The sequence below is a fragment of the Paenibacillus alkaliterrae genome (assembly GCF_021532375.1).
In the GTDB taxonomy this organism is placed as follows: Bacteria; Bacillota; Bacilli; order Paenibacillales; family Paenibacillaceae; genus Pristimantibacillus; species Pristimantibacillus alkaliterrae.
Window position 1 is genome coordinate 19,434 of sequence record NZ_JAKGAP010000067.1, and the last position, 16,286, is coordinate 35,719.

Below are 16,286 nucleotides of genomic sequence, written 5' to 3' on the forward strand. Positions count from 1 at the left end.
CGTAGTTTTTAAAAAAAGTATTTATAAGCCTGTACGAATTCTTTATCCTTGAGCTAGCACAATCCGCCTTCTTTTTTTGCGAACGGCGAAGAAGACTAGCGCAATAATCGTAACGACATATGGAATCATTTGAATGAACTGGCTCGGAATCGGACTTCCAGGCGTTGTCTGTACAAGAGTCGTTACAGCGCTGGCCAATCCGAAAATGATCGCTCCGAAGAAGATGCCTGCCGGGTTCCGATTACCGAGCAGCACAACGGCTAGTGCCAAAAATCCTGTGCCGGCTGTCATATCTTTGACAAACATGCTCGTCATGCCCATCGATAAATAAGCCCCGGCCAATCCGGCAAATACGCCGCTCCAAGCGAGCGCGGAATACTGTATACGGTTTACCGGAATGCCTAACGATTTAGCCGCTTCAGGCGCTTCGCCCACCGAACGCAAATGCACACCGTAAGGCGTCCGGTATATCAATAGCATACAGAAAATGACAGAAATCAAGGCTATCCATACCATCAAGCTATGTCCGCTTAGCAGCTTGCCCAAAACCGGTATATGCTGAATAAATGGAATGTTGATGGCAGGAATGTTATTCAAACCGCTCGGAGAATAGTTGCCTGAGACTCCGTAAATTCTGCTCATCATAAAGATCGTAAAGCCTGATCCGAAAATGTTTACAGCAAAACCTGCTATGATAATATCTACTTTCAGCTTTATCGAGAAAAAACCCATCCCGTAACAAATCATGACGGAGGCTGCCACACCGGCAAGCGTTCCAAGCACCCAGCTTCCCGTAGCGGAACCGACCGCGATAGAGGTGAAAGCCGAAATCAGCATCAAGCCTTCCAAACCGATATTGATAACGCCAGCGATTTCGGAAATAAGCCCTCCTAAAGCGGATAATAGAATCGGCGTCATAAAACGCAGCATCACGACGACAAGGGTTAAATCCATGATCTGTGACCAAAGCGATTGCCACATTTTACTTCACCGCCTTTTGTCCGTATTTTTGCTTCAGGTAGACGAAAATGGCTTGGGAAGACACGAGCAGCACCAGCATAACCTGCATGATAACCGCCACCTCGCGGGGCATGTCGCTGCCGACCTGCATCGTTTGCGCCCCAACCTGAATATACGCGTAAAACAAGGCTGCAATCAGAACACCGATAGGATGGTTCCGCGCGAGCAAGGCAATAATGATGCCGTCAAAGCCGAGTCCGGCGGAAAAGTTATCCTTATAAGTGCCATGGACGCCTAGTATTTCAACAATGCCGGCCAGTCCCGCGAATGCGCCGCTGATCATAATGCTCGTTAAGACCACTCTGTTCGTGGCGATACCCCCGTAATGGGCAAAACGGCTGCTTTTCCCGACAAGACGAAGCTCATATCCGACATTCGTTTTGTACAGCATAAGATAAACAACAACGACCGCAAGCAAGGCGAGTACGATACCCGCGTGCGCAGGAAATCCGGGAAACAGCTTGCCTAGCAGGATCTCGGGATTTACATACGGCATACGCGCAAAGCCGCCGCTGTTCGGATCCTTGAACATATTATTGACAAAATAGGAGGTCGTCAGGATCGCCACGAAATTCAACATAAGCGTCGTTACAATTTCATTGGCATTCGCATATGTTTTCAATAAACCGGCAATAGCTGCGAACAAAGCACCGCCTACCATTGCACAGATCAGAACGAGCGGAAGATGCAGCCATGGCGTAAGACCGTGAATATAGACACCGGCAAGGGCTCCCAAAAATCCGCCGGCATAAAGCTGCCCTTCCGCACCCATGCTGAATACACCCGATTGAAATACGACGGCAAGCGCCAAACCTGTAAAAATGAGCGGAACCGCTTTATTAAGCACCGTCCCGATATTGAATAGATTGGAAACGGGGCCTAGCAGCAGTGACGCAAGGGCGTTAAGCGGTTCGTCGCTTGTAACCAATATGACCGCAAAACCGCAAAGGAGCGCAAGTATGACAGCTACAGCAATGCCGGCAAACTCCAAAATCGTTGCGTTTCCCGTTTTCATTGAGCCGCAACCTCCTCTTTTTGTTTCTTGATGCCCAGTCCCAGCATGTAATAACCGATTTCTTCCTCTGTCAACTCGCTCGAATTTTCCAGTACCGCAACGATTTCGCCTTCATACACAACGGCAATTCGGTCGCTTAAAGCCATAACTTCCGATAATTCGGCTGAAACGAGCAGCACTGCCGCTCCTCCATCCCTTTTTTTGATAATCTCGCGATGGATGAATTCAATGGCTCCGATATCTACGCCCCGAGTTGGCTGCGAAGCGATCAGAAGCTTCGGATTTTTCGAAAGCTCGCGGGCGATCACCACCTTCTGCAAGTTGCCCCCGGATAACGAGCCGGCCATCACATCTTCGTTTTGAGCACGTACATCGTAAACATCCATCATAATTTTCGTAAATTGCTTGATTTTCTTTTTGCTCTGGAAAGGGCCCCATTTGAATTCCGGATTCCGGTAATGGTCAAGAATTAAGTTTTCAGCAATGGTAGACGTTAAGCTGGACCCTGTCGTTTGCCGGTCTTCCGGGACGTGTCCAATTTTCATCGCGCGGATTTGGGCAATGCTTTTTCCAATCAATTCCTCGTTGAAATAGCGTATTTCACCGGATATTGCTTTCCGCAAGCCTGTGATCGTTTCGACCAGCTCCGTTTGTCCGTTTCCTTCTACGCCGGCGATTCCCACAACCTCGCCAGCCCGAATGTCGAGCGTAATGCCGCATAGCGCCGGTGCGCCTTTGTCATCGGAGGCGCAAAGCTCCTTTATGGACAATACGATATCTTGGGGTACGGATGGCTGCTTGTCGACGCGGAATAATATTTCCCTGCCCACCATGAGTCTCGATATTTCTTCAGGATTTGTATCCTTGGTCAACAAAGTGGCAATCGTTTTCCCAGCCTTAAGCACAGTAACCCGGTTTGATATTTCCATCACTTCGCGTAGTTTATGGGTAATGAAAATAATGGTATAGCCTTGCTTGATCAGCGCCTTGATCGAGTCAAACAGCTCGTCCGTTTCTTGCGGAGTTAATACGGCCGTCGGCTCGTCCAAAATTAGCAGCCTTGCTCCCTTATAGAGCACTTTCAATATTTCCACGCGCTGTTTCTGACCGACCGGAATGGTTTCCACTTTCGCCTGCGGATCGACCTTAAGTCCATAAGTCTGAATCAGTTTTTCAATTTCCTGGCTTTCCTTATTGCGGTCTCTGAACAACGACAACGGGCCTTTTCTCGGCTCCTCGCCAAGAACGATATTTTCCGATACGGTAAGCGACGGAGCGAGCATAAAGTGCTGATGAACCATGCCCATCCCGTGCCTGATAGCATCCTTTGGCCCATGAAAAGTAACCGGAGCGCCCTTATATTCGATTGTCCCGCTTGTAGGCGCTTCCAATCCGAACATGATTTTCATGAGCGTCGATTTGCCCGCCCCATTTTCACCGACTAATGCATGAATTTCGCCTTCGTGTATCGTGAGGTCAACCCCGCGATTGGCTGCTGTTCCATTCGGATATACTTTATGAATATCTTTCATCTGAAGTAAGATTGACATGATGCCCTCCATTATTTCAAGATCGATTTCACCTGAATCTCTCCGCTCTCCATTTTCTTTTCGATTTCGATCATTTTGTCCTGGATTGCTTGGGGAACATGGCTGTTATACAGGTCGTCTTTGGCGATCCCAACCCCGCCTTCTTTAATGCCAAGCACCTCGTTTGTGCCAAAAGGCAATTTGCCCTGTTTGTACAAATCAAGCGCGCGGAAAACGGACGCATCGATATTTTTCAACATCGAAGTCAGGACGCTTCCGGGATAAAGCGGATTTTGGTTGGCATCGACGCCAATCGTGTACTTCCCTAATGCGTTGCCCGCTTCAAGCACGCCAAGTCCGCCGCCGCCGGCAACCTGATAAACAATGTCGACTTTTTGCGCATTATATTGCGAAAGCGTAAGCTCTTTCCCTTTCGGTGCGTTGGCAAAATCGCCAATGTAAGAAGCGACGACTTCCACGTCCGGATCAACGTATTGAGCGCCCTGCTCGTACCCCGCTTTAAAGTCATTGATGATGGGAACATCCATTCCGCCTACAAATCCGATCACTTTATCAGCGTTCGCCGCTTTCAACTCCTTGCTTGTCGTTACTAGCGCTGCAAATGCGCCCGCCAAAAAGGATCCTTCGCTTTGGGAGTAAAGCATCGAGTAAATATTCGGAACATCGGTAACGATCTCATCGAAAAAGATGAACTTTTGATCCGGATACCTATTGGCAATATCTTTGGCGATATCCACCATTTGGCTCGTACCGGCAACGACTACATCATATTTTTTGCTGGAAACGAGCGATTCCACGCCTGCTGCCCAGTCGGCCTGGTTAGTTCCGCCTTCTACTGTCTTCACTTCGATGCCGAGTTCTTTGCCTGCCTTCTGCATGCCTCTTTCCGTGGAATCGAAGAAACCTTTGTCTCCTAATGTACCGTTAACATAAAAGACAGCTTTGATTTTTTCCGGCTCATTAGCCGCACTTGTTTGGGTATCCGACACCTTTCCGCAGGCTGCCAAAACGAGCAGCAAAGAGAACAGCAATACGCCAATCGACCACCGTTTATTATTCTTCATACAAAATTCCCCCTCTGGATTTTTGTTAAACTCTATCGCGTACCGTTTAAGGTAGACTTCACCACGATTTCCCCGCTGGCGATCTTGCTCTCGATATCTTTCATCTTTTCCTTAATGTCATTTGGGACGTACTTCTCATACAGCTCGTCCCGGGCAATCCCGATCCCGCTATCCTTCACGCCCAGCACCTCCGTCGTACCGAAGGGCAGTGAACCGCCGCGGATTTTGCTTAAAGCGCGGAATACGGACTCGTCCAGATTTTTGAGCATCGAGGTGAGCACGCTGCCCGGATACAGCGGATTTTGGTTGATATCGACACCGATCGTGTATTTGCCGGCTTCTTTCCCTGCTTTCAGAAGCCCCAATCCCGCGGCACCGGCTACGTTGTAAATGATGTCGACCTGCGACAAGTACTGCTTCGCCGCTAATTCCTCCGCCTTGCGTTGATTCACAAAATCGCCGACATAAGACGCAACCACTTGCACCTCCGGATCGATATACAAAGCGCCCTGCTCGTAACCGGACTTGAAATCATTAATGATATCGATGTCCTCGCCCCCGATGAAGCCGATTTTTTTCTCGGAATTTGCCCCGCTCAGCTCCGGACTTGCGGTGACCATCGCTGCGAATGCGCCAGCGAGGAACGAACCCTCGCTTTGCGAGCAGAGCATCGCGTACACATTCGGTATTCCATGAATCGTATCGTCGTAGAACACAAACTGCTGCTCGGGATAACGACCCGCCAACTCCTTAACCACTTCCCTCAATTTCGACGTGCCGGCTATGATGACGTCATATAATCCGGAGGCAGCCAGCTTCTCGAGACCTGGCTCCCAGGCAGTAGAATCCTCGCCTCCTTCGACGCTTGACGTTTCGTAGCCGAATACGTACTCGGCTTTTTTAAGTCCCCGGTCGGCCGAATCGAAGAAGCCCTTGTCTCCCAGGTTGCCGCTGACATAATGCACGACCTTGAGGTGCTCATTATGAGCGGGCGTCTTGTAAGGCGTCTCCGCTTTTGCCGGCTCCTGCCGCTCGGGCGAATCGGCGCCGCTGCAGCCGGCCAGTCCCCATAATAAAAGGGTTGCCATCATGACCCATAGTCCTCTTTTCCGTCTCATTACCGCTTCCCCCTGCTCTGTTGAATGGTTGGTTTCGTTTATCAGTTTGTGCTTTGCAAACGATTACAATACAAATTTATCATGCTTCCCCTGTCAGAAAAACAGACAGACCGTCGAATTAGGGTGTAAAAATCGTGCATTTTTTTCGGGTTGCCTGAATCGAGCATGTTTTGCTAAGGTATACTTACATTACTACTTAAGCCTTGAGGCAGGAGGTATCGCAACCGATGTTCAGGAACTCGATTTTCGCTAAGCTGCTTCTATCGTTCCTGCTGCTCTCGACCATACCGCTTATGCTATCGGGCTTGTTTTTGCTAAAAGGCTCCGAACGTACGCTGAATGAGAAGCTCCAAAGGGAAACGACCAATATACTCGATCAAAAGCTGAAAACGTTATCTTTCTTTATTGCCGACATGCGGCGCATGGGTGATGCGATCGCCTTGGACAAGGACGTCTCGGAATTCATAATCGCGCCGGACGCCGCGGCCGGACAAGCCCTTATCCCCGAACTGAATCGGTTGTTGTCGGCTACCCAAGCGATTCGCCCGGAAAATATCGGAATGACGCTGATTAATGACCGCGGCCTCATCCATGCTTACGGCTATGAATTACGTCCCGATGCCACACCGCAAAGCGACTTTCATTGGCTTTCTGCAAGCGAGGACAAGGCGGACTTGTATACGATTTCCCAAATGCACGACCGATCCTATAGCGCTCGCGAGCCGACTCAACCCGTGTTTTCATTCATCCGTAACATCGGTAACCCCGAGTCCGGAGCTCGCGGCGTTTTGATCATCGATTTTAAAATCGAGATGCTGCGGGATTTGTTGAAAAACATTTTCCTGATGGGCGACATTTACAACGATTATGCTTCCGGTGTTATTATTACCGACCGGGCCGGAGAAATCTTATACCCGTATCCCGCCGGACTCTTTGTAGACGAAGATTATAAACGTCTGGAGCAAAACTACTTTCTCATCCAACGCTACGACAAAACGACGGATTGGAATTTTACAGCCTATTTTTTAAAAAGCGAGCTCTACAAGCCGATTTACGGCATCCGCCAGATCGCGCTCTCGATTACAATCGGCAGCATTATCATTTGTGTGATCGCTTCGCTTATTTTTTCGGACAGAATTTCCAAGCCTATTCTGCAGCTCCGCAATCTGATGATGAAAGTTGGCCGAGGCGACTTCGACGTGCATTACAAAGGCAAGTCCCAGGATGAGATCGGCGCACTCGGTCACGGCTTCAATACGATGGTGCGCCGTATTCAAGATTTGGTTCTGCAAGTATACGAAGAGCAGGATCAGAAGCGCCGCGCCGAGGTGACCGCGATGCAATCACAGATTAATCCGCATTTTCTGTACAACACTCTCGAATCGATTAATTCGCTAGCCCGCAAAACAAAGCAGCGGGAAATCAGCCGGATGATCGTTCTGCTCGGCAAGCTGCTGCGGATGAGTATCAGCACCTTCGAGGATATGATTCCGATTGAGAAAGAGGTCGCTTACGTACGCCAATATCTCGAAATTCACAAGCTGCGGATGAAGGAAGACTTCCGGTACGACATCCAGCTCGATCCGCAGCTGCTTCAGCTGTATACGATCAAATGGATTTTGCAGCCTGTCATCGAGAACGCCGTCATTCACGGACTATATCCGAAGCAGCATGCCGGGAATATCGAGGTGAAGGGTTGGCTGGGCGGCGAGGACGTCTACATCAGTGTCAGCGACCAAGGCGTCGGCATGGAGGCGAAAGCGCTGCTGCAGCTAAACGAAGATCTGGAACACCGGGCAATCGAACTGGCCAAGCATCATGGCAAGGTAGGCTTATTCAATGTACAATCACGCATTAAGCTGTATTTTGGGCCGAATTACGGTATACACGTGGAGAGCGTCGGAGGACAAGGCATGACCGTGATCTTCAAGCTGCCAAGGAAGGAGTCGACATGAAGAAAACAAAGCTATTGATCGTCGACGACGAATGGATCATCGCGGACAGTTTAAGCTCGATGGAGGAGTGGGACGAGCGGCACATCGAAGTCGTCGGCATCGCCCACAATGGATACGACGCCATCCGTTATCTGGAGGCGGAGCCGATCAGTCTCGTCATATCAGACATCCGCATGCCGGATATGGACGGACTGCAGCTGCTTCAATACATTTACGAAGAAATGCCGAATACTGAGGTCATCCTGATCAGCGGTTATGAAGATTTCACCTATGTGAGAACAGCGCTGAGATACGGGGCCAAAGGGTACATCTTGAAGCCCATCGACACCGATGAGCTTCTCGAGACCGTAGATCGTCTCTTAGCACCGGTCAATCCAAAAAACGGAGCCGACGACGACGCCATTCAACCCGAGGTCCCACTGACGTATCATAAGGAAATCGTTCGCAAAGCGATGCTTTATATTCAGGACCACCTGCATACTCCGCTCTCGCTCTCCGATGTGGCAGCGACCGTCCATTTGACGGCACACTACTTCGGACAAATTTTTAAAAGTGAGAGCGGTCTGCTCTTCAACTCCTATTTGACTCAGGTCCGGATGGAGAAAGCGTGCGAGCTGCTGAAGCATTCGGGACTGAAAATATACGAAATCTGTGAGCAGGTTGGCTATGTCGACCCGAAATATTTCGCCAAAGTATTTCAGAAGCAATTCGGCATGACCCCTAACGAATTCCGGTTAAAGAAGTGACCGTCAGACGGTGACCGGTGCTCTTCTTAGGTTTGATGGCAGGAACGATATCCAGCTCGCTGACCATGCTGGTCACGTTCACCTTCGTGAAGGCTGCCCCTGGCGCGATCGAGATTACGCGATCATCCGGAATATCCTGCTTCGCGGTGTCCCAAATCGTCCCTTTTCGGAGAATGAACCCAATGCCTGTCGTCTCCGGAGAAATCTCGATCATCACCGTCGCTATGCCGTTTTCGACCTTGTCGAAGCGGATTTGGTCATTCCTGACTCCGGTGTTCCAAACCCATAGATTCCAATCGGTATAAACGTTGTCCGGTCTAATGTAATTCAACTGCACGCAGCGCTTTATTAACTCCGTTGTGGCGGTTAAGTTAACGCTCGCTATCAAGCTCTCATACGTTACGGTAATGACGGAATCACCCTCGCTGACTGCGGTTACCAGTCCTCCAGCTGTGACAGATGCAATAAGCGGATTATCCGTGGAATAGGAAGCCTTCGCCGTCACATTCCTCCTGCTGCCGTCGTTGTACTTCGCGTATACCTTCGTTTGGTGCATCGTCCCTGCCTGCAGGGTGTAGTCCTCGCTGTCCAGATCCAACGATTCGAGAACTGGGGCCGCGGCATCCAGCTTAATAATGACGGCTGTCAAAGGCTCCAGCGTAATCGAGTTTTGCGTCAGAGTAAAGCCAGACTGAGATTGGGCGCTTATAGCTTCAATACCTGCTTCATCGTTATCCGCCAAAACTTTACCGCCCGTCAAATCCTCGGCAAGCGTTAACGTTCTTTCTCTGCTGTCCGAATTCACGAACACGCAATAATGGCCCGTGCCATCCATCGCTCTGTTTTTGTAGCCGATCACAAGATCCGTCGCCCCGATTTCCGGTGCGTTAATCAATGTGACGTTGGAATTCACAAGCTCCTTATCCCCTAGCCGGAAAGCATCGGTATGCTTTCTAAGCTCGATCAATCCCTTGGTGTACGCTTTCGTCATGCTGTTCACCGGGTACTGGTCCTCATCGGTCGCCTTAACCCAGTCGAATTTGTTGATTGCATCGGAGGAGTCGTAGGAGTCATATATGAAATAAGGCTTCTCGAACGGATTCCCGTCTTGATCCTCAAGCTCATGGTACTTTTGCTCCGGCGTACCAACTGACAGCCACTGCTTCGTACGTCCATATTCCTGGCCCGCGTGCAGGAAGGCCGTTCCTTGGGAAGTTAGTATAAGCAGGTTTCCAAGCCGGATTCGTTTATGAATTTCAAGATCATTGGCTGCGATTGCCGGGTCCTTCTTAATCGATTGAGCGATCACATCGTACAAAGGCAAATTATCATGCGACTCGATGTATTGGACTATATCGCCCGGATCATCGACCGGCGTATTTCCAGGCTGAGCTTTAATGTTGTTAAAGATCGTTTGGATATTTCTTGCTCCGCCTGTTATGAACATGGGAACGCCTTCGTTGCCGAAGCCAGACTTCAATTCGTTGCGAATCTCGTCAGAGAAGACGCCGACGCTGTCCGTAGCATCCATCCAATCCTGATCTGCGCCTTTGCCTGCAAGCGAAGGATCGGCTAGATGCCCGCCGAACGTTCTCCAGCCTTCTCCAATGAAGAGCGCGTCAGGATTAATGCCCGCCGCTGCGGCATACGCTCTTTGTACTGCATCGTAAGTGGCGTCGCCCATCATATCCAAGCGCATGCCGTCGATTTTGTACTCCTCGAACCAATATTTAACGGAATCAATCATAAGTTTTTCTGCCATTTTACGATTGGTAGCCAGATTGTTGCCGAATCCGCCGATGAAGCTTCCATCCGGCTTTTGAAACGCATAATAGTTAGGTACGATGTCGTTCAGGAAATCGGCTTTAGCCATATGGGTGTAGACAACATCGAGCACAACGCCCATTCCTTCTTGATGAATAGCATTAATTAATCCCTTTAATTCTTTAATTCTAAGCTCGGGATCGGCTGCATCCTGAGAATAAGCGCCATCGGGTGAGAAATAGCTGTGCGGGTCATAGCCCCAGTTGTATTCGTTATCCTTCGCCGAATAATCCAGCTCCCGCTCTCCCATTTTCAATTCATCGCCGTAATACCATGCCATAACAGGCAGCAGTTGAATATGGGTAACGCCGAGGGATTTAATATAATCGAGCTTGTCGATAAATGCGCTGAAGGTGCCCCATCTCGCGTTCTCGCTCAATTCTCCGGCAATGGAAGGATCGGACGTGAAGTCACGGATATGCGCCTCCCAAATGATCGCATCCACCCTTTGCCCGTAGCCGTCAATTTGGGCAAAGCTAAACCCATCCGGATCCGTTCCGCTCAAATCGACGATAGCCGCTTTCCCGACTGCATCGCCGTCGACCCCGACTTCGCCTCTGGTGTTCACTCGGAACGGCGCCATCGATTTGGCATACGGGTCAAGCACCTTTTTCATAACGCCGTCATTCGTCACTTCATATTGATAGTAATAACCTTTGAGGTCCGTTACGCCTGGAATGGCCGCATCGCCTGGCGCAATCGTCGTCGACCAAACGCCATGGTCGCCCTTGGCTAAATCCACGCTGCCCGCAAGCTGTGTAGAATCATTCTTATCGTAGATTTTAACCGTAACCGCGCTTGCTTTCGGAGCCCACAGCTTAAGCGCCGCGCTCCCCGCGTCCGCGTTATACGTGGCCCCGAGGTCATCACCATCGTAGGCGTACATTTCATCGAGCATTCTCCAGCCTGCAGCGGCTTGAACTGTCTCCGATAACATTTCCGCAGCTGCGATGCAGGAATTTGCCGGAAGCTCCGCCGGCTCATAAGGTGACACCGTATCAGATCCCTCCTGAATCCATACCTCACTCATCTGCGGAGAAGTTAGTTGTCTTGCGGCAGCTCCTTCGAAATCGTATATTCGCCCCTAATGGTATCGTTTGCACTTATTCTATGCAAAAAAAGCTCCGAAAGTCGAGATTATCGATTTTCGGAGCTTTTTAATTTCGTTATAAATGCATCTATTACTACCGTTTCGGAAGTAAACCGACATAAGCATCCGACAGCTTCATCAGCTCAAGGATATAATCGTAATCCTCACGGTATTGACTAAAGTCAGCGACCGGCTCCATCGTGCGTATATCGACGGCGGCACCATCCTCGAACCCTTTACCCGGCACGAATAAAATCTCATTGTTGAAGAACGAACCGGTCGGGAGATAATACCTCATCCCCACCACATTCTTTGTAATATTGAGCAAGTCATGGCCGAATACGGTATAACCTCTATCTTTTAACGAGATGCCGAGCACATTCGCAATGGTTGGCATGATGTCGACTTGCCCGCCCACATGCTCCAAGGTTTTGCCTTCCGTTCCGGGCACATGCATAATAAACGGAATGTTAAAACGGCTGATTCGATCGTTATACTTGATCCCAAGCTGCTCGCTGACCCAGGCCGGATCATTATCCTTGGACTGCATGCCAAAGTGATCGCCGTATACGACCAGCACGGTATTCTCCAAAATGCCTTTTGCTTTAAGCCCCTCGATAAATTGACCGAGCGCATAATCCGTATAATTAAGCGACGTTAAATAATGGCCAAGCTGCGTTCCATTCAGTGATTCCGGCATCTTAATCCGCTGATGCTCGACCGGTATTTTGAACGGATGGTGGCTTGAGGTCGTCACGAATTGCGCGTAAAACGGTGTCTTTTGCTCATGCAGCGCCTGAAGCTTCTCTAAGCCCACACGGTACATTTCCGTATCCGAAGCTCCAAATGCATTGAATTTATCATTAATAAAGGATGGCCTTTCATAGTAGTTCGTAAAGCCAAGCGCCGGATACATCTTGTCCCGGTCCCAGAAAGTAACATCGTTAACATGGAACGTGTTGGACTCATAGTTTTCCTGCTGCAGAAGTCTCGGCATACTCGGTATTACCCGATCGCTGTAGCCGGTCGACATGGCAATGACGCCAGTCGGATAGATGGAAGTATTAGACAGAAACTCCGCATCGGACGTGTTGCCCTGCCCGATCTGTTGAAAGAAATGCGGGAAGTAGAAGCTCTCCCCGGCAAGCCGATTCAACACAGGAGTAACCTCCTTGCCATCGACAGACAGATTAATGCCTAAATTCTGAAACGCCTCCAGTTGCACGACGATTACGTTCTTGCCCTTCGCGACTCCGAAGTAATTAGGCGTCCCCGCTGCCGTCGCTTCTCCTTCCTGGTAGGAGTAAGACGCCTGCAGGTCTTCTGCAAATACAGCGGTCTGCTCAATGCTTCCGTCCTTTACTGCTCTTTCTTTCTCACTGGCCTTTATCGCGGCTGCCACTTGATAATCAAGAAAGCCAAGACTCTCCGCCTGCACGACCTCGTTCGGAATCAAGCTTCCGTTCCAAATATATCCTCCCGATACAGCCGCGCAAAGGATGGCGGCAATAGCGACGTACAGCGGCTTGGCCACCCGTTTGCTTCCGGCGCTTCGACCGTCTTTAAAGCGATTCACGGCAAACAGAACAACAAATACAACTAGATCAAGGAAGAACAAATAATACACAGGCAGAAGAATAGAGCCTACGCTTTCTCCGATCTGCGGCACCTGATCAAGCCCATACAGCGCGGTATAGGTAGGGACGGTCCCATAATAGCTGAAATATATCGTAGACGCGAACAGAAGCAGCGACAAGATCGCATTGTACGCTCCGAACACGAAGCCCTTCCATTTCAATGAGGTTATCAACTCAAATACGCAAAGCAAGGTCAAAGCTGCAGCTGCATCCGCAAGCAGCCGATCCACTTGAATACCTTGAAAGACGAATTGGCGGAACAGAATCATTTTCAACATCAATAATATAAATACGAGAAAAAACGGTGATCTCTTGTAAGAATTAGCTGTAAGCTCCAATCCATTTCACTCCTCTAATCATGGCACTTCTATATAAAAAGGCATATTAATTTTATGTTAAGACAATGTTAAGACAATATTAAGCCATAAACAACAATTATGAAATAGGGAAATGTAAGCAACTGGCTATTTTAACGCAGGAAAGCACGCCGCGGCCTCTTTTATCTTCGAAAATACGTACAAAAACAGCGCTCTAACGAGCGCTGCATAACCTTCTTGATTTATTCTTATTTGTTATGTGGAATTCCGAGCAGCTGCGAAACGGTGACGAACGTGAGACCTTTCTTCTTCAAAGCGGGGATCAGCTCATCCACCGCTTCAACCATGCCCGACAGATCCTGGGTCCAATGACCGCCGCTGTGCATCAGTATGATGGCGCCGGGATGGATTTTGCTCATCACATTTTTCTGCACCGCGGCAGAATCGATTTGTTTCCAATCCATCGAATCAACCGACCAGCCAATGACGCTGAAGTTCATTGCCCCCAGCCCCTCCACTCTGCTTTCGTTCAAGCCGCCGTAAGGAGCACGAAACAGCTTGGGGGAATACCCGACAATGTCCCGGATAACCTTATCTGTTTCATTCGCTTCCCATTTCATACGCCCGATGCTCTCCGCAAAAATCTTCGGATGCCAATACGTATGATTACCAATGATATGGCCTTCTTTATGAATACGCTGAGTTACATCCGGATGACCGGTTACCCTGGAGCCGACCAAGAAAAATGTCGCTTTCACCCCATGCTTCTTCAAAACGTCAAGCACCTGCGGCGTGAACCGCCGATCGGGGCCGTCATCGAACGTAAGCGCGACCTGATTGGTTTTTCCTGACGCATGAAGCGCCATAATTTTCGGATATTTATTGACGAGAGTACGATTGTCGGACAACTCCTTGGGCCGTCCAAGCTTCTCGGCCCCCCCTTCCAAAGGTGGAGTCGTGCCTTTGACGATCGTTCCGGAAGTACCGGATTGGGATTGGTCTTTTGAATAGATATTGATTTCGGAAGGCGTCTGCTGGGCTCTTTGACGCTGCTCCGGCTCCATTCCTCTACTGCAGGAGGAAACAAGTATCGCTATCAGAAGAACAGACAAACAGCGTTTAAGGGAATACATCATTCGAAATACCTCCTGGACGGAATGTTATGCATATATTATTTGAATACTCCGCACAAAAATATTCCTCCAACACAAATAAAGACCGATGGTCCTGTAGTTGTATCTCCAACCCATCCAAGATTAGCTGAGATCGGCATCAAATGCATCAATCCGGCGGCGAAAAAGCAGTCGGCAGCGTCAGGGTGAACGAGCTTCCTTCTTCCGAGCTTTCCAGCAAAACAAGTTCGCCGCCTTGGGCCTGAGCGAGCAGCCTGCTGAACGCCAGGCCGAGACCGAGGCCCCGTACGGTCTGTTTTTTGCTCTCCCCGCGAAAGAACCGCTCGAATACAAAGTTCCGTTCGCGCAATTCGATCCGGATGCATATAGGACGGTCGGATTGCCGCGACTGTATGCTGTTATTGAGCAGATTGACGACAATTTGCTGAATGCGAAGCGGATCTCCTTCCGCCTCTACCAGCCGTCCGGACGTCAACAGCTCAGGCTCGCTGACGCCCTCGTCCTGATGCAGCGCCCATTGATAGGCGATTTCGGACAGCAGGCGGCCATGATTCTTATGTCGTTAATTAAAGGGGTTAGTTTCCATTCATTATGATCAGCTCCACGATGAACCCACTCAATCAAGTTATCTGGACCTTCAAAATCATAATCATCGAAAAACAAAGCTGTTGAATTGGCTAATTCTTTATTAAGAAGTTGAACTACAGAAGTCTTTCCCCCACCTGAAACTGCTGCAATAGCAATAATAAAAGGTATCTTCAAGTTATCCTCCCAACAATATTCTTACAGCCTTCTTAACTTCATATGTTATCATTTGCCCAGCTTTTGAAGGTCTCTCATTAAACTTATAATCAGCTGATTTACTAATCTCTTGATAACCTGTTCTTTCGAGTAATAAGACAAACTCATAATTCCCATACCAGCTTAAAGGAAACCGTTGAAGTTCTGTCTGTATAAGAGTTCCATTCTTCCACTTCTCGTATTTCAATAAAGACACTATTCTCTGTTCAAGTAAATTAAGTTCAATTCGCTTTTCTTCTAAAATAATTACTTCGTTATTTGAGGTATTCCACTCCTATTCGATACCGAGCTTGTATTTAAATCAGTCGGAATAAATAAATCCAATATTAACCTACCGCCAGGCTGCAAATAGTTGTAGAAATGATTTAATGCGGTTAGCGTTTGTTCTCGTCCTTCTATTAATTGAAATGATCCCCCAGGTATGATTATGCTTTCATATTTGTCCCTCAAGGAAAAATTATGCATTTCGGCATTGAAAAGCATTGGATTAAGATTTAATGCACTAAATCTTCTTCTAGATGAATCCAACATTGCACTTGAATTATCCAATCCATCAATTTGCAATCCTGCTTGCAGTAATGGGATAAGTACACGCCCAGAACCACAACCTACTTCAAGTACTTTACCTTTTACGTCTGATAGGCGTTCTTTATAATATTCAACATCACCAAAAGAAAATCCTAATGGTTTACTAATGTCATAAAATTCTGTACAAAGTTCTCCGTATGAAATATACATGTCAATCTCTCCGTTTTGGTTGTAATTTCAGGGTATTTCGCCTAACGTTCTTGTATTCACGAACCCTCACTGCCTTAAGGTCCGTTAGGACCGGTCGCGACGCGGTTAGGCAGTACAGAGTTGACTGCTGAGTTCGCTTCTCTGCCTATTGCATCTGCAGACCAAGAGCCGTCAGGCTCGCCGCGTGAATATGGTGTTGAACTAAACCGCTACGCGGTAGCTTTTCCATCAAATCCCTGCTGATATCTTATCATACCTTCCTTATTCTCAACAGTAGA

Annotated in this window: 12 protein-coding genes and 1 pseudogene; 2 read left to right on the forward strand and 11 right to left on the reverse strand. The window is 48.7% G+C overall.

The genetic code is table 11. From position 1 onward, the window contains the following. Positions 1–42 precede the first annotated feature (42 nt). From L1N85_RS21740 to L1N85_RS21760, 5 genes are read right to left on the reverse strand one after another with little or no spacing between them, the layout of a single operon-like run. Positions 43–981, reverse strand: a complete 939-nt coding sequence (locus L1N85_RS21740; protein WP_235241163.1) for an ABC transporter permease — start codon at positions 979–981, stop codon at positions 43–45. A gap of 1 nt (position 982) precedes the next feature. Beyond that, positions 983–2,035 carry an ABC transporter permease gene (locus tag L1N85_RS21745; protein ID WP_235241164.1) on the reverse strand — a complete coding sequence of 351 codons (1,053 nt, stop codon included), beginning with the start codon at positions 2,033–2,035 and terminating at the stop codon, positions 983–985. After that, entirely contained in the window at positions 2,032–3,585 is a 1,554-nt protein-coding gene (locus L1N85_RS21750; RefSeq protein ID WP_235241165.1) for an ABC transporter ATP-binding protein, read from the reverse strand. Before L1N85_RS21750 ends, L1N85_RS21745 begins: the two co-directional genes overlap by 4 nt. 11 nt (positions 3,586–3,596) lie before the next feature. After that, positions 3,597–4,649 (reverse strand): BMP family lipoprotein, encoded by a 1,053-nt coding sequence (locus L1N85_RS21755; protein WP_235241166.1) that lies wholly within the window; start codon positions 4,647–4,649, stop codon positions 3,597–3,599. Positions 4,650–4,681: 32 nt separating this feature from the next. Continuing rightward, positions 4,682–5,767 carry a BMP family lipoprotein gene (locus L1N85_RS21760; protein ID WP_235241167.1) on the reverse strand — a complete coding sequence of 362 codons (1,086 nt, stop codon included), beginning with the start codon at positions 5,765–5,767 and terminating at the stop codon, positions 4,682–4,684. Between the two features lie 227 nt (positions 5,768–5,994). Between L1N85_RS21760 and L1N85_RS21765 the strand changes: the two genes are divergently transcribed. After that, complete coding sequence (locus L1N85_RS21765; protein WP_235241168.1) at positions 5,995–7,722, forward strand: cache domain-containing sensor histidine kinase; 1,728 nt, start codon at positions 5,995–5,997, stop codon at positions 7,720–7,722. Further along, the gene (locus tag L1N85_RS21770) at positions 7,719–8,468 is read left to right on the forward strand and encodes a response regulator transcription factor (protein WP_235241170.1); all 750 of its coding nucleotides are present in this window, start codon (positions 7,719–7,721) and stop codon (positions 8,466–8,468) included. Before L1N85_RS21765 ends, L1N85_RS21770 begins: the two co-directional genes overlap by 4 nt. Here the strand turns inward: L1N85_RS21770 and L1N85_RS21775 are convergent. The 6 genes and pseudogenes from L1N85_RS21775 to L1N85_RS21800 all read right to left on the reverse strand — a co-directional run bounded on the left by L1N85_RS21775 (position 8,443) and on the right by L1N85_RS21800 (position 16,008). Further along, the gene (locus L1N85_RS21775; RefSeq protein WP_235241172.1) at positions 8,443–11,286 is read right to left on the reverse strand and encodes an alpha-amylase family glycosyl hydrolase; all 2,844 of its coding nucleotides are present in this window, start codon (positions 11,284–11,286) and stop codon (positions 8,443–8,445) included. The two genes, L1N85_RS21770 and L1N85_RS21775, sit on opposite strands and share 26 nt — an antisense overlap. Positions 11,287–11,476: 190 nt before the next feature. After that, positions 11,477–13,357 carry an LTA synthase family protein gene (locus L1N85_RS21780; RefSeq protein ID WP_328285261.1) on the reverse strand — a complete coding sequence of 627 codons (1,881 nt, stop codon included), beginning with the start codon at positions 13,355–13,357 and terminating at the stop codon, positions 11,477–11,479. 227 nt (positions 13,358–13,584) lie between these two features. Beyond that, on the reverse strand, positions 13,585–14,472 hold the full coding sequence (locus L1N85_RS21785) for a polysaccharide deacetylase family protein (RefSeq protein WP_235241173.1): 888 nt from the start codon (positions 14,470–14,472) through the stop codon (positions 13,585–13,587). A 145-nt stretch (positions 14,473–14,617) separates the two neighbouring features. Beyond that, positions 14,618–14,944, reverse strand: coding sequence for an ATP-binding protein (locus L1N85_RS21790; protein WP_235241174.1), 327 nt, complete (start codon positions 14,942–14,944; stop codon positions 14,618–14,620). Next, positions 14,941–15,231 carry a nucleoside/nucleotide kinase family protein gene (locus L1N85_RS21795; RefSeq protein ID WP_235241175.1) on the reverse strand — a complete coding sequence of 97 codons (291 nt, stop codon included), beginning with the start codon at positions 15,229–15,231 and terminating at the stop codon, positions 14,941–14,943. The genes L1N85_RS21790 and L1N85_RS21795 overlap by 4 nt, the downstream gene beginning before the upstream one ends. A 1-nt stretch (position 15,232) precedes the next feature. Then, positions 15,233–16,008 (reverse strand): annotated as a pseudogene (locus L1N85_RS21800) (class I SAM-dependent methyltransferase). Positions 16,009–16,286 lie beyond the last annotated feature (278 nt).

Bases quoted from the DNA above. Each gene is read 5' to 3' on its own strand.
- L1N85_RS21755 (WP_235241166.1), bottom strand. From the start codon at position 4,649: ATGAAGAATAATAAACGGTGGTCGATTGGCGTATTGCTGTTCTCTTTG.
- L1N85_RS21740 (WP_235241163.1), bottom strand. From the start codon at position 981: ATGTGGCAATCGCTTTGGTCACAGATCATGGATTTAACCCTTGTCGTC.
- L1N85_RS21745 (WP_235241164.1), bottom strand. From the start codon at position 2,035: ATGAAAACGGGAAACGCAACGATTTTGGAGTTTGCCGGCATTGCTGTA.
- L1N85_RS21770 (WP_235241170.1), top strand. From the start codon at position 7,719: ATGAAGAAAACAAAGCTATTGATCGTCGACGACGAATGGATCATCGCG.
- L1N85_RS21760 (WP_235241167.1), bottom strand. From the start codon at position 5,767: ATGAGACGGAAAAGAGGACTATGGGTCATGATGGCAACCCTTTTATTA.
- L1N85_RS21785 (WP_235241173.1), bottom strand. From the start codon at position 14,472: ATGATGTATTCCCTTAAACGCTGTTTGTCTGTTCTTCTGATAGCGATA.
- L1N85_RS21750 (WP_235241165.1), bottom strand. From the start codon at position 3,585: ATGTCAATCTTACTTCAGATGAAAGATATTCATAAAGTATATCCGAAT.
- L1N85_RS21765 (WP_235241168.1), top strand. From the start codon at position 5,995: ATGTTCAGGAACTCGATTTTCGCTAAGCTGCTTCTATCGTTCCTGCTG.